The organism is Peribacillus psychrosaccharolyticus ATCC 23296 (genome assembly GCF_000305495.1).
In the GTDB taxonomy this organism is placed as follows: Bacteria; Bacillota; Bacilli; order Bacillales; family DSM-1321; genus Peribacillus; species Peribacillus psychrosaccharolyticus.
This window is the reverse complement of sequence record NZ_AJTN02000188.1, coordinates 1-13,319: the sequence shown is the minus strand read 5'-3', so window position 1 is coordinate 13,319 and position 13,319 is coordinate 1. Positions and strand designations below refer to the sequence as shown.

14 protein-coding genes and 1 pseudogene are annotated in these 13,319 nt (G+C 37.3%); 5 read left to right on the top strand and 10 right to left on the bottom strand.

The window, feature by feature from the left end:
- Together WYK_RS10810 and WYK_RS10805 are read right to left on the bottom strand one after the other, a co-directional pair.
- Nucleotides 1-188 (bottom strand): hypothetical protein (locus WYK_RS10810; protein WP_040374509.1); only part of this gene is annotated, 188 nt, incomplete at its 3' end.
- Nucleotides 189-348: 160 nt separating this feature from the next.
- Nucleotides 349-849: a metallophosphoesterase family protein gene (locus tag WYK_RS10805; RefSeq protein WP_040374508.1), complete on the bottom strand. Its 501-nt coding sequence runs from the start codon at nucleotides 847-849 to the stop codon at nucleotides 349-351.
- A 106-nt stretch (nucleotides 850-955) separates the two neighbouring features.
- Between WYK_RS10805 and WYK_RS10800 the strand changes: the two genes are divergently transcribed.
- Complete coding sequence (locus WYK_RS10800) at nucleotides 956-2,026, top strand: DUF3900 domain-containing protein (protein ID WP_040374507.1); 1,071 nt, start codon at nucleotides 956-958, stop codon at nucleotides 2,024-2,026.
- A gap of 139 nt (nucleotides 2,027-2,165) precedes the next feature.
- Here the strand turns inward: WYK_RS10800 and WYK_RS10795 are convergent.
- Nucleotides 2,166-2,605: pseudogene (locus WYK_RS10795) on the bottom strand (Lrp/AsnC family transcriptional regulator).
- Nucleotides 2,606-2,720: 115 nt separating this feature from the next.
- Here WYK_RS10795 and WYK_RS10790 point away from each other — a divergent pair.
- Nucleotides 2,721-3,272: a cysteine hydrolase family protein gene (locus WYK_RS10790; RefSeq protein ID WP_040374506.1), complete on the top strand. Its 552-nt coding sequence runs from the start codon at nucleotides 2,721-2,723 to the stop codon at nucleotides 3,270-3,272.
- Between the two features lie 125 nt (nucleotides 3,273-3,397).
- On the opposite strand, the gene WYK_RS10785 is transcribed toward WYK_RS10790, so the two are convergent.
- Nucleotides 3,398-4,048, bottom strand: coding sequence for an Ig-like domain-containing protein (locus tag WYK_RS10785; protein ID WP_051387444.1), 651 nt, complete (start codon nucleotides 4,046-4,048; stop codon nucleotides 3,398-3,400).
- Nucleotides 4,026-4,454, bottom strand: a complete 429-nt coding sequence (locus WYK_RS10780; RefSeq protein ID WP_040374505.1) for a hypothetical protein — start codon at nucleotides 4,452-4,454, stop codon at nucleotides 4,026-4,028. The genes WYK_RS10785 and WYK_RS10780 overlap by 23 nt, the downstream gene beginning before the upstream one ends.
- A gap of 227 nt (nucleotides 4,455-4,681) precedes the next feature.
- Here WYK_RS10780 and WYK_RS10775 point away from each other — a divergent pair, with 227 nt between their 5' ends.
- A complete protein-coding gene (locus tag WYK_RS10775; RefSeq protein ID WP_040374504.1) occupies nucleotides 4,682-4,930 on the top strand; it encodes a hypothetical protein in 249 nt (82 codons plus the stop codon).
- A gap of 67 nt (nucleotides 4,931-4,997) precedes the next feature.
- On the opposite strand, the gene WYK_RS10770 is transcribed toward WYK_RS10775, so the two are convergent.
- Together WYK_RS10770 and WYK_RS10765 are read right to left on the bottom strand one after the other, a co-directional pair.
- On the bottom strand, nucleotides 4,998-6,023 hold the full coding sequence (locus WYK_RS10770; protein WP_081704863.1) for an alanine/ornithine racemase family PLP-dependent enzyme: 1,026 nt from the start codon (nucleotides 6,021-6,023) through the stop codon (nucleotides 4,998-5,000).
- Between the two features lie 47 nt (nucleotides 6,024-6,070).
- The gene (locus tag WYK_RS10765) at nucleotides 6,071-7,159 is read right to left on the bottom strand and encodes a DUF1611 domain-containing protein (RefSeq protein WP_040374503.1); all 1,089 of its coding nucleotides are present in this window, start codon (nucleotides 7,157-7,159) and stop codon (nucleotides 6,071-6,073) included.
- A 338-nt stretch (nucleotides 7,160-7,497) separates the two neighbouring features.
- Between WYK_RS10765 and WYK_RS10760 the strand changes: the two genes are divergently transcribed.
- The gene (locus WYK_RS10760) at nucleotides 7,498-8,715 is read left to right on the top strand and encodes an ATP-binding protein (RefSeq protein WP_040374502.1); all 1,218 of its coding nucleotides are present in this window, start codon (nucleotides 7,498-7,500) and stop codon (nucleotides 8,713-8,715) included.
- A gap of 52 nt (nucleotides 8,716-8,767) precedes the next feature.
- Here WYK_RS10760 and WYK_RS10755 read toward each other — a convergent pair whose 3' ends face one another.
- Nucleotides 8,768-9,406 (bottom strand): VC0807 family protein, encoded by a 639-nt coding sequence (locus WYK_RS10755; RefSeq protein WP_040374501.1) that lies wholly within the window; start codon nucleotides 9,404-9,406, stop codon nucleotides 8,768-8,770.
- Nucleotides 9,407-9,521: 115 nt separating this feature from the next.
- Here WYK_RS10755 and WYK_RS10750 point away from each other — a divergent pair, with 115 nt between their 5' ends.
- Nucleotides 9,522-11,477 carry an AMP-binding protein gene (locus WYK_RS10750; RefSeq protein WP_040374500.1) on the top strand — a complete coding sequence of 652 codons (1,956 nt, stop codon included), beginning with the start codon at nucleotides 9,522-9,524 and terminating at the stop codon, nucleotides 11,475-11,477.
- A gap of 52 nt (nucleotides 11,478-11,529) precedes the next feature.
- Here the strand turns inward: WYK_RS10750 and nadE are convergent, their stop codons facing one another.
- Both nadE and pncB read right to left on the bottom strand, forming a co-directional pair.
- Nucleotides 11,530-12,357: an ammonia-dependent NAD(+) synthetase gene (gene nadE, locus WYK_RS10745; protein ID WP_040374499.1), complete on the bottom strand. Its 828-nt coding sequence runs from the start codon at nucleotides 12,355-12,357 to the stop codon at nucleotides 11,530-11,532.
- A gap of 32 nt (nucleotides 12,358-12,389) precedes the next feature.
- On the bottom strand, nucleotides 12,390-13,319 hold a 930-nt coding region (gene pncB, locus WYK_RS10740), incomplete at its 5' end, for a nicotinate phosphoribosyltransferase (protein WP_040374498.1).

The window sequence follows — 13,319 nt, the reverse complement described above, 5'->3', positions numbered from 1 at the left end:
ATGTCTTCTAGATGCTCTTCAATAACAGACTGCAGAGAACGAATCATGCATAAATCCTTAGTAGTTAAATGAATCATGTGGATTTGCTGACTTACATCCTGATGACCTTCGACATCAATATAAACATCCTTTTCATATTGGTCATAGTTTCTTTGCTCTAACTTAGGTCTAGTTAGTAAATTTCTCATAGATACTTCTCTCCTTGATATAGCCTAAAAAAAATCATCAGGTTATTTCCATTGGTTTAATCAGAGTAACTGTTTTAGTATACAGATTTGAAGGAGAATATTCTAGAATAATAGTATAAAAATTACATTTTAATAAGAAAAAATACTTTTTTTACCTTAATTAGGAAAAACGATATTTAAAATATAGATGATTAATTTCTAATGCATCTGTGAGTTCTAATATCCCAAAAGAAAAGAATGGCTGTCTCCGCTTATCAGTAGGCGAACCCGGATTAAATACCCACATTTCGTCTATCTGTTTTTTTACTGGTATATGAGAATGACCAAAAATGAGCAAATCTAAGGATTCCTCTGCAAAGGCAGCGAGGGCTCGTTTTTCTGTCGTTTGTTTTTGTCCATGCCCATGAACAATCCCAATTTTAAATCCTCCTATTTCAAGTAACTTCTTTTCAGGGAACTGCTGTTTAATGAGTTCGGAATCCACATTCCCGTGCACCCCTTCAATAGGTCCGTATGGCCTGAGCATATCCAGCACTTCTATCGTCTGCCAATCACCTGCATGAATAATCATATCTGCCTGCTTTAATTCTCTGACTAATTCAGATGGAAGCTCCTTTGCACGTTTTGGTATATGTGTGTCAGATAAAACAATTACTCTCATAAAAACACCTCCACTTTAATACTTCATTCCAGCTAAATTCGTTTGACGGATTTCAATAACCTTTTTATACTAGTGTGAGCTACTTTTTAGAAAAAAGGTGAATTAAATGGATTTTACTATACAATACCTGTCCTTTTACGTCGTTACAGTAGATGGTAAGGGAGAACAGGCGGATAAACGCTATAAGCATTTTCAAACCCTTGACCATGAGGAATATGAAAACAGTCCGTTAAAAGGTTTTCTAGATGGTGAGCTGATGAAAATCAGTAAACGTAAGGTCGATCGTCACCCAAAAGCAGAACAGGTACCAACCAAAGTCGGTCACTTTATTGTTGAAGAAGGACATGAACTGGATTCAAATCCTAACTATAATTTATTTAATCGCGTCCGCAATGCAGATACAAAGGATATGTTTTATCAAGAAAATGAACAGTTTGTCATTTCCTATCTTGATACAAGTGCTGTTCGAGGCGGAGTCTTTCTCGTTGCCTCCGCAAAGCTAAGCAGCTATCTAGATGAAAACTTTATCTTCTTATTAAAATGTGATTTTGAACCGAAAGTTGCCTCTATTTCTGATGAACAGACTTTAATTCGCAATGTCGAAATGGCGATTACAACCAAAAATATGAAATCCATTCAGTACCCATTCATGCCCGAAGAGGGAATTGTAGAGTCTGGAGAAATTAAGATTCACCAATCGTCTCATGCTCGTTATTTTGAGGACTTCTTAAAGTTTGTTGAATATGGGGAGTCTATGCCTGAGATCGTCAAAAATCAGGTCATGGAAATGGTATACGAACAAATCGATACCATCTACCCAGAGCAAACCGAGGAACGCCAAAAACTCGATCAAGCCATGGAGGTTTGGGCAGCCAGTGAAAAGAGAGAGATTCAAGAACACTTCTCCCACACAGAAATTGTTGAAGCGGCTGCTCAAATCATTGAACACACACCAGAAATACCATTAAAATTAAAACTGGGCCATATTGCGGTGAACGGACTTCTCGCCGACTTTGGCGACGCCGTACACATCGCCAAACTAAATGGAAAATATGTAACCATCATTGAATCTGACACTGTTTCTTTCGAGAAAAGCGTCTCTCCCATTGAGTTTCTAAAGCCTGATGAGCTCGAGGATGTACTGGAGAAAATACGCAAAAAAGGTAGTGTTGAATAAGATTAAGGTGGGATTCACAAACTTTACTTTTTCTTTAGATACCTTCCCTACTCATTTTCTCACCTATTAATAAACAGAAAATCCTCTCCTTTTACAGGCGAGGATTTTTTTATTTATTTTGAGCAGCCGAAATCTTTAATCAAATAGCAGTCATCGGATTTTGTTGTTTAACCTCTTGTATAGATAAATGTACACTATAATTCCCATACTCAAGAATTTTATCTAGAAAAAGAATCAATTGTTCTTGCGAGTTAACTTTAATTTTTAAATGGTAACAGCCTTCCCCTGATACTCGGTGGGCTTCCACTACCTCATTTCGGGCATTTATTAATCGGATAAACGATTCATGATTTGCAGTTTTCATATATATAATGGTAAACGCTGTATAAGTAAGCCCTAATTTCATTTCATCAACTATAAGAGAGTAGGCTTTAATTACACCACTTTCCTCCATTTTTTTATACGATTTCCTACTGCTTGTCCCGTCATATGAATTTGTTCACCTAACTCTTTCTATTGAAAGCGTGAATTTTCGGATAGTAACCGAAGAACCTGAAAATCAATATTATCAATTTCCATTTTTAATTCCTTTCATCATGAAGTTTTTTGAACTAAAAGTGTTTCGTCAACTAATCGATAAAAATCTATCTTATAATTATAGTGTAACAAAATACATGAAACGAGGTGGAGAATTATGAGCACAGCTCTAATTATTGTAGATATTCAAAATGACTATTTCCCAAATGGAAAAATGGAATTAAGCAATCCTGAAAAAGCAGCCGTTAATGCTGCTAAAGTGCTTGAACATTTTAGAAAGAATAACAATGGTAACATTTTTCACGTTCAGCATATCGCAGGTGATCCATCATTAGGATTCTTCGTTCCGGATACAGAGGGTGCTAACATACATAAAACGGTACAACCATTGGAAAACGAAAGCATAATCATCAAACATTTCGCTAACAGCTTTTTACAGACTGAATTAGAAAGCAAATTAAAAGAAAAACGTATAACCAAGTTAGTGGTTGTAGGTATGATGACACATATGTGTATCGATGCGACAGTCAGAGCTGCAGTGGATCTAGGCTATGAAACTACTCTTATTGAAGATGCATGTGCGACTCGAGAAATATCTTATCAAGATCAGGTCGTTCCAGCTGAACAGGTTCATTATGCATTTGTCAGCGCACTTAATGGTATGTATGCGAATGTTATTTCCACCGCAGATTTTCTACAACAAACCTAAGAGAACCTTTGAGAGACATAAGCTCGGGCCTCAAATGGTCTGTTTTTTTGATGGTTTCATAGGTAAAAATTGTACAAGAGCCTTCCTACATTTTTATTGTAGGAAGGCTCTTGTACGTTTAAAGGTTATTTTATAGTAACTGAAATCTTTTTCGTATTATTGGCTTTATCACTAGCCTGTATCGTTAGTTTTTTTCCTTTTTTCTGTTTAGCGATTTTTACCTTATAATTTCCTTTCTTGTCAGCCGTCGCTTTTCCGAGGATTTTTGTCCCTTGTTTAATTTGTACACGTGCTTTAGCTTCTGTCTTACCTGTTACATTCGTCGTTTTTGAAGTGATTTTATTTACAGTTAAGGTCTTTGGTGCTGTTTTATCAATTACCCACTGTTCAGCGAATTTACTTTGATTGCCGGTCTGATCAAAGGCACAAACAGCAATAAACGTTCCTGCTTTTTGTCGTGGTATTTTAACAGAAAACTTACCACGTGAATTGGTTTTACCTTCTGTACTGATCCACTCTTCCCCTGCTTGTATCCAAATATATGAATTAGCTTCAGCTGTTCCAGTTACCCGTGTATCATTGTCATCAATCTTATTCACTTTTGGTCTAGCTGGAGCTTTTGTATCTAAATCATCCAAACTTGATAATTTGAGAATGTATGCTTCCCCAAGTCCGGCATTTACTAAATCCAGTGCTGCTAGATAATATGTTCCCGCTTCTAGCGCATAGCCTAGCGCTTTCGCCTTACCATCTTCATCGTAACCAAAAGGGCTCAATAAATTCTTCTGTAGTGGGATCGATTAAACCAAACCCCAAATCAAGCAGGCTATCTTCTGCATTTGCTCCTGCCAAAGCATAGTTTCCATCTTTGGGTATCTTCACTCTAAACATATCAATATCGTTATAATCTAATGTTCCGGCAAGATAATATTTTATATTATGATTATTAGCCGTACCAAAGCTGTCATTAGGTTCTTTTTCATAACGAACATCATCGCTGTTCAAGGATTGTTTCAACTTAGATTGATTGAATAATGCCAACTTGACGGATGGAGCCTTACTTATCGTCTCCTGAATTTGACTTCTTTTATTTAGGATTTGTTCATTTGCTGCCTGTGCATACCCTTGAAACGAAAATGTTAATAAGACCAGTGTCAATACTAAAAAAGCGGCTTTTTTCAATATCCATCCTCCGTTTATGGTTATTTTTGACAACTATAACATGACTCAAGGAGAATACCTACATAGATAAAATTGCAGCTATCGACACAAAAATAAAGAAATGAATTAATAAATCTCTACACTTAAATGATCATATTCTCCTATTGACTTTTCTTCTTTTTTTACTTATTTTGACTTATATTATTTTCCAACATATACTATATAAATAATGTCAAAGGAGCTTACATATGAGTGCTGAAAACCGAGTACCAATAAATGCTTCCATACCATCTAATTTGAGCAAAAGGCTTTCTCGATTAGCTGAAGATCGAAATGTAACTACAGACCAATTAGCAGAAAAAGCTGTTGAACTATTACTCGACTATATGGAAGATAACGAACTTATTATTGATCATATTAAGTCGGAAAATGCCGATATTATTAGCAGAAATAAAGAAATTCTTATGCAAGGAAGAAGTATGTTGAAAAAAGAATAAATGAAGGGACCTCATTTCAATTACAATGAGGTCCCTTTATTTATTTGCTGAGATTAACCTAAGCTATTCAAAGGCTATGAATATACTGTTTAGAAACATTAGGTGAGCTCATAACTGACAGAAGGGCTGCATAATTGAGCGAGAAGGCAATCTCATCTCCTACTTGTAAGTCTATCTTCTTCGCATCTACCACTGTATGATCACTACTTGAACCAATAATCTCTACATCTACCTTAGGCGTTAAACCCGACACTTGTACATCCTGAAACCCTACTCCGAGAATCGCTCTTCTGATTGTTCCTCGGTCTTCAAAGTGCGGTGATAATCCTACTGTGTTCTGGGCAATTTCTCCATAAGGAACAGAAGGTTTGATTTTTGATTCAATCACTTCTGAAATAAAGGTAAAGGCATCTGTAAATAATCCAGGGATGTTCATTCGGTATAGCGTTTCTTTACCTAATAAGATGGACTCTCCCACTCGTAAGTTATTAATATGTCCAATATTTTCAGTGGTCTTGAACCAACTATAATTAGCAGAGTTTCCTCCTGAAACATAAGTGAGTGATATAGAAAACTTTTTTTCAATTTCTTGACTCAACGATGATAGTTCCTCCATTTTATCTTTTGTGGGTTTCACACCTCCAAAGCAGGCAAAATTCGCTCCAATTCCAATCAGATTAATATTAGGTAGTTTCAGAACTTCATCAATAAATTCGTCAAGATTTTCGGACATAATCCCTTCTCTCAAATCACCCATCTCTATCATGAGGATGATTTTATGAACAACGTTTTTCTTCTTTGCTTCAGCTGAAAGGCTTTTTATAATAGCGAGTTCAGTATTAAGGCTAATATCTGCATATTTAATGACAGAATCGATTTCACTTAATGCAGGCGTTCTTAATAAAAAGAATTCTGCATTAATGTTGGCTTCACGCATTTTCTTAAGGTTTTTTACATTGGAGTCCCCTAGAAGATGGATCCCCTTATCGACTAAAACCTTTGCAATTTCTGGAACTCCACAGACACCTTTGGTCACTCCCATGATGTCAATCCCTTTAGATCTATACAGTTTGAGCAGAACCTCTGCATTCATTCCAATTTTAACTGTGTTAATTTCAATCCTTGGTGCAATAGAATCGTTCACGTGACTAGTAATTTCGTTGCTTTATTCTTTAGTAATGGAAAAGTCTCAAAAATGCTGGCGATTAGTTTATCACATCCGTATTTTAGAACATCTGTCGTTGGAAGATTAAGTTGATCCTCATATTCAACAATTACATCCGCAATTTCCTGATCTGACATGTTTTCATGGTTAATCGTAATAGCTATAATCTTTGTGCTTGAAAAATTTTCAATCAGTTCAATCTCACTTTTTATGGTTGGCATTTTCATAAAGCTAAAATCCCCTAAGTTTTCTCGCTTTGGCGGATGCTGAATGATTACTGCTCCTGGTCTTGATCCCCTGATAATTCCACATGAACTTATATAAGCTGGATGACTTAATGCTCCTTGTCCTTCAATGAGAATAATGTCAGGTTGATCATTTGTACACGCTTTCATAACTTCGTTTTCAATTTCACCTGTCATAAATTGCGATGGTATAGCGTCGATAGCCACCCCATATTTTGCTCCTTGGATGAGTCCTGTTTGTCCTGTTGCTACAAAAGCAACCTTTAAGCCCATTTTCAAAAGGGCAGCCTCAAGAATCACAGATGTCGTTCTTTTCCCTACTGCACTGTCTGTTCCGAGCACTGCCACAACCGGTGTATCAATAGCTAAAATTCTTCCTGAAAAAAGATGCATATCTTTTTTCAACGGCGGCTTTCTAACATCGACTATTTCAACACCATACTTTACAGAGGCATCTACAAATTCTTCATCTGCTGTGAAGAATTCATGAAGAGGGTTAACGATATTCATTCCATATTCCATTGCCTTTAATACAATATTTCTTTCGTTTTCTTTTAAAAATCCTTCGGATGGGGCCATACCATAGATGAATTGGTTCGGTATTTTAGTCAAACTTCCTACAGCATCCTCAAGTGTTGAGAAAAACGGAATTCCATTTTTCACTCCCTCAAGGACTTCCCCCGTATCCATTCCGGCTTTTGAACGATCGATTACACCAACAATTTGATATTTACCTGAACTTCTAATCAATCCATTTGCCGTTTTTCCATCCATTGTTCCAAAATGATTTTCACAATAAATAAGCGCCGTTTTTTTCATGCCACTTTCCCTTCCATGTTCCTCTTGTAAAAAAAAACACCTTTTTCGAAATAGGAGACATATAGACCTATTGGTCTTGACTCTAAAAGTTGAAAGGTATTTCTAAAATATTCCATTGTTCTTTTATTATAACACTCATTTTAAAAAAATGTTTTATATAGACCCCTTGATGAAATTCTCGCTAAAGGAAGAATTTTGTATTTTATTGTTTATTTTTCTCGTTTTCTAGTAATATAGAAGAATGTCAGAGAAAATTAAGGAAAATACCCCAATAAATTATAAACATTCGCGATATAGATGATACAGGGGATTTTTAGCGTAGAGGTGTACAGATACAAATGAAAAATAACATGGACTATTATGAGTTGGAACAATTGAAAAAAGAAAATCAGATGCTGCAGGAGCTTCTTACTGACCTCCCGATGAGTTTTACGTTTCAGCATAAAGACGGATATACGATTAATAAAGTGGATGGTCACCCCTTGAGCATCGAAGCAAGTACTGAAATTGAATGCAATAAGCTCAATATTATGCCTGAGATTATCCCTTTTAAGGAAATTGAAGTATTCGTAGCCCCCATTTTAAATTTAATTCCGTATCATATCGTTTTTCTGGATAGTGACGGGATTATGACTTTCTGTAATGATCAGGCGGCTGTTGATCATGGTGAAGCAAAAGGCAGCATGGTTGGTCGGCATATAAGAGATTTAATCAAAATTCCTGATGAGAAAATCATTATTCTTGAGTCACTGCGCACGAATCAGGAAATTATTGATAGAGAAGTTCTCGATCGAAATTATTATAAAGTGAATACTAAACTCATTCACAATTCAGATGGGTCGATTAATCGGGTAATTGGTGTATTTTACTTCCTAAAATCAATAAAGGAAGCCGAAAAACAAGCGGTAGCTGGGAGAATTGCAGCCGGAATTGCTCATGAAATCCGTAATCCGCTTACCACTGTTAGAGGGTATTTACAATTGCTTCAAAGCAAGGTTGAGCCAAAGGTAGCCAATTTATTTTCCGAGTTATTAATTCCTGAAATCGATCGTGCTAATAAAATTATTACGGACTTTTTGGCGATTGCAAAACCAGCGCAGACAAATATGGAATGGATGAATGCCGGTTATTTTCTTAACGATTATTTAATTACTTTTCTTCAGACTCAGGCCACGCTTTATAACGTCGACTTACAATTGGAAATTAACCCAAACATTGATAATCTGTTCTTTATGGGTGATCGTGAAGAACTCTTACAGGTATTCATGAACCTTATGCAAAACTCAATCCAAGCAAAAAATATTGAGAAATTAAAAATCACGATACAGGTTCAAGAAGAAGAAAATTATCTGCAGGTTATTTTTGCTGATAATGGATCAGGCATTAGTCCAGAGGTTTTCGCAAACATTTTTGAACCGTTTTTCTCCACTAAAGACTACGGTACTGGTCTTGGATTATCCGTTTCAAAGAAAATTATTGAAAACCACTCTGGTTTGCTGACTGCAAAAAGCAATCAACACGGTACGACTTTTTATATCGAATTGCCTATTAAATAAAGAGCTTATCCGTATCGAATCTATTCGTTATGGATAGGCTGTTTTAGTTTCTTCACTTCGAATTTTCTCCTGGGGGGGTCTTTCTAATCTCAGGACCAAGAAGTTTATAAACATAAATAAACCCCACCCCCGCAATAATGGTAAAAATCCAACTGATGACTTGCTGATAAATAATGCCTTCATCATAGGCGTCTACCCCGAACCGGCCGATTAGGATTATTCTTGTAACAGCTAGCACTAGTTCACGAAAGCAAAAAACGAGGGTAATTAAGTTAAAGACTCTTAAGATTCTTCCACTATAAAATAAATCTTTCATCAGGGCCCGATCATTCCCTTGTAATTCAACAATATCAAGTGTGAGATATAAAGAGGCAGGTTTTTTTATACCGATTGTAACTAAAAAAAATAACGCAGTTGCGAAATCATAGTAAATATGATTCCAGAGAAGCTGCAACGCTGATCCTGCAAAAAACTCAATAAAAATTTTAATAAGCAGCGATGTCAAAATATACATCCCAGTAAAGCTTACTTTTTTCATTGTATAAAAACGGTAAATACTGTAGAGGATTCCAACTGAAGAAGATACAAGAATAGCCGTATAATCACCCATATATACTCTTCCATAATTCCAAATAAGCAGCGGCAATGCGAGATAAAATAACAAGTCAAGAAATAGAATATATTTATTCATTAAAGCTCCTTTATTAGGTTTTTCCACATCGCTTTTATTACCATTGCATTTCCATCTATTATATAATGTAATTATCAGAACGAAAAGAATTTTCAGAAATTAAAGGAGGATACTCATGTCCGGCAATGAAGCAGTATGGTTTCCAAAAGAAGACTATCTACAACAAACAAGATTATATCAATGGATGAACAAAACTGGATTGACGAATTACGATGAATTTTTTCAAAAATCAATTGTTGATACATCATGGTTCTGGGATGAAGCGGTTAAAGAGCTTGGAATACTTTGGGATACCCCCTATCAAAAAACACTCGATCTAACAAATGGAGTAAAATACCCTAGGTGGTTTACCGGCGGAAAAATGAATATTTATACAAATTCAGTAGAGAAATGGGCAAAGAACGAGCAAACAAAAGGGAATAAAGCTGTAATTTGGGTAGGTGATGATGGGAGTGAACAGACATTTACCTTTGAGGAACTAATGAATGAAGTTGAACAGACTGCAGCTGGTCTTTTAGCAACAGGCGTTAAGCGCGGGGATGTCGTCACCATTTATTTACCTATGCTCCCTGAGACAGTCACAGCCATACTAGCTATTGCAAAAATTGGGGCTATTTTTTCGCCTGCATTTTCTGGGTATGGCGCGGAAGCCGTTGCGGCTAGAATAGATGCTTCACAGGCAAAATTTTTGATTACCGCTGACGGATTTTTCAGACGTGGTAAAGTCGTTAATATGAAAAAAGAATGTGACCGAGCTGTTTCCCTCTCCCCGACTATCGAAAAAGTATTCGTGATTCGTCGAACAGGTCAAGAGATACCTTGGACAAAGGGACGTGATTTAGAATGGAGCGATATACGCAAAAATGTAAGCCCTTCCAAAACAGTTGATACATATGGTAACGATCCTCTTATGCTTATTTATACCTCTGGTACCACGGGAAAGCCTAAAGGAGCGGTTCATACACACGCAGGTTTCCCGATTAAGGCAGCTTTTGACGCTGGAATCTGTATGGATGTTAAACCTGGCGACACGCTTTTTTGGTATACGGATATGGGCTGGATGATGGGGCCATTTCTAATTTTTGGAGGATTGGTTAATGGTTCGGCCATTCTGTTATTCGAGGGAACGCCTGATTACCCTAATGCCGATCGTATTTGGAACATTACAGCTGACCACTCTGTTACACATCTGGGTATTTCGCCAACTCTTGTTCGAAGCTTAATGAAGTATGGCAGCAGTTCTGCTGATTCGTTTAATTTAGAAAATCTTAGAGTAATTGGGTCTTCAGGTGAACCATGGAATCTCGAACCTTGGATGTGGTTATTTGAAACGATTGGTAAAAACAGAATTCCCATCGTCAACTATTCTGGAGGCACTGAAATTTCCGGAGGTATCCTTGGAAACGTATTAGTGAAACCAATTTCTCCCATTACGTTTAACTCCCCGCTCCCTGGCATGGATGCACATGTATATAATGAACAAGCAGAGTCAGTCATCAGTCAGGTTGGTGAATTAGTGATAGGCAAACCCTGGGTTGGGATGACGAACGGATTCTGGAATGAAAACGAGCGATATGAAGATACTTATTGGAGCCGATGGCCAGATACCTGGGTACATGGAGATTGGGCGATTATTGATGAACATGGTTTTTGGACGATTACAGGCCGTTCTGATGATATTTTGAATGTAGCTGGAAAGCGTCTAGGCCCATCAGAACTTGAATCCATTTTGGCTGCGCACGAAGACGTTCTTGAATCCGCCACAATCGGTGTTCCTGATTCAGTTAAGGGTGAAACTGCTGTTTGTTTTGTCGTATTACAGAACAAATTATTGTTATCGCCTGAACTAAAACTAGAATTATTGAAGAGGATTGAAAGGCAGCTTGGGAAAGCTTTACTGCCTTCGATGATTTATCAAGTATCCGAACTGCCAAAAACAAAAAATGGAAAAATACTACGTCGAGTTATTAAAGCGGCCTTTCTTCAAAAAGACACGGGCGACTTGACGTCAATAGATAATCCATCCGCCCTAAATCAAATTAAATCGTTACACCCTACCGTAAAAGAATAAAGAAAAGTCCTGAAGATCCTCTCTTCCCTAGAGATCTTCAGGACTAGTTTATTTACTTCCACCATGAATCTAAAACAGAGATTGCTTCATTACGTTTATGTTCAGTCTTCGTATACCAGCCTTCAATAGTTTCGGCTGCTTCTGTACGTATATCTTTGCCTTCAAGATAATTGTCGATGTCTTCATATGAAACGCCGAGTGCGACTTCATCGGGAACAAGAGGCTTATCGTCCTCAAGGTCAGCTGTAGGAATCTTTGTATACAACCTTTCAGGAGCTTGAAGGTATTTTAAAATAGCCCGGCCTTGTCTTTTATTTAAGCGATATAATGGAATCAAGTCTGCCGCTCCATCACCATGTTTCGTGAAAAATCCAGTAATGGCTTCTGCTGCATGATCTGTCCCTAATACCACCCCATGATACAAACCAGCTAAATCATATTGGACCTTCATCCGTTCACGCGCTTTCACATTTCCTTTGAGGAAATGCGACATTTGTTCTCCTGTTGCTTCTTCAACCGCATTTACAGAAGCATCTACACTTGGCTTAATATTAACCGTCACTGTTTTAGATGGCTGTATAAACTCAAGTGCTAATGCACGGTCTGCTTCATCAGCTTGAACTCCGTAAGGCAAGCTTACAGCAATAAACTGATAGTCGCCGCCAGTTTCTTCATTTAATTCATTAACAGCCGTTTGAGCCATATATCCTGCTAGTGTCGAATCTTGACCCCCAGATATGCCCAGAATTAGGCTTTTAAGAAAAGAATATTTCTTTAAATAGTCTTTTAAAAAGTCCACACTTTTTCTGAATTCCGCTTTGGGATCAATGGTTGGCTGTACTAACAGCTTTGTTACGATTTCTTTTTGTAATGGACGCATACTAAAACCTCTTTTCTGTATTAGTAACACTTCTATATCTTTAAAAGTGCTCGTTCTACATTCAACTTAACTTCATCAATATTTCGCATTTTCGTATCCCAGCATTTTTGGCTTAAATCGACCGGATATTCTTCAGGATTTAAGGTTCTCAAATATTCTGGCCATAACAGCTCTAAATTACGGCTGGCAAATTCCCTGATTTCTTCGATTGCAGGAAGTTGATAGATACGTTTTCCTGATCGATAGATATCTTCATGCAGATCAACTGCTTCGTAATCTGTGACAAACTTACTTAAAAAAGTATGAACCGGATGGAACAGGCGTAATTTCTCTTCATCCTGCGGCGACTCATCTTCCATCGCAATGTAATCACCCTCTGAATGTCCGTTCATCTTATTTATAATGCGGTATACCCTTTTTAATCCTGGTGTACTGACCTTTTCTGGGTTTGAAGAAATTTTGATGGTATCAATCATATTCCCTTTTTCATCTTCAATTGAAACCATTTTATAAACGGCGCCGAGTGCAGGCTGATCATAGGCAGTAATAAGCTTCGTACCAATTCCCCATACATCAATACGGGCACCCTGTTGTTTCAAGTTGATAATCGTGTACTCATCAAGGTCATTTGAAGCAATTACTTTTGCATGAGTAAAGCCGGCCTTATCCAGCATCTCTCGTGCAATTTTTGATAAATAAGCAAGGTCTCCACTATCAAGGCGAACTCCAATAAAATTAATCTTATCGCCCAGTTCCTTCGCAACCCGAATGGCATTTGGAATTCCCGACCGCAGTGTATCATAAGTATCCACAAGAAACACGCAGTCCTTATGCGTACTGGCATATTTATGAAACGCTGTGTATTCGTCTTTATATGTCTGAATCATAGCATGGGAATGCGTGCCTGAAACAGGAATACCAAATAACTTCCCTGCCCTAACATTACTCGTTGACTCAAAACC

Bases quoted from the DNA above. Each gene is read 5' to 3' on its own strand.
- WYK_RS10805 (WP_040374508.1), bottom strand. From the start codon at position 849: ATGAGAGTAATTGTTTTATCTGACACACATATACCAAAACGTGCAAAG.
- WYK_RS10800 (WP_040374507.1), top strand. From the start codon at position 956: ATGGATTTTACTATACAATACCTGTCCTTTTACGTCGTTACAGTAGAT.
- WYK_RS10790 (WP_040374506.1), top strand. From the start codon at position 2,721: ATGAGCACAGCTCTAATTATTGTAGATATTCAAAATGACTATTTCCCA.
- WYK_RS10775 (WP_040374504.1), top strand. From the start codon at position 4,682: ATGAGTGCTGAAAACCGAGTACCAATAAATGCTTCCATACCATCTAAT.
- WYK_RS10770 (WP_081704863.1), bottom strand. From the start codon at position 6,023: ATGAATGCAGAGGTTCTGCTCAAACTGTATAGATCTAAAGGGATTGAC.
- WYK_RS10765 (WP_040374503.1), bottom strand. From the start codon at position 7,159: ATGAAAAAAACGGCGCTTATTTATTGTGAAAATCATTTTGGAACAATG.
- WYK_RS10760 (WP_040374502.1), top strand. From the start codon at position 7,498: ATGAAAAATAACATGGACTATTATGAGTTGGAACAATTGAAAAAAGAA.
- WYK_RS10755 (WP_040374501.1), bottom strand. From the start codon at position 9,406: ATGAATAAATATATTCTATTTCTTGACTTGTTATTTTATCTCGCATTG.
- WYK_RS10750 (WP_040374500.1), top strand. From the start codon at position 9,522: ATGTCCGGCAATGAAGCAGTATGGTTTCCAAAAGAAGACTATCTACAA.
- nadE (WP_040374499.1), bottom strand. From the start codon at position 12,357: ATGCGTCCATTACAAAAAGAAATCGTAACAAAGCTGTTAGTACAGCCA.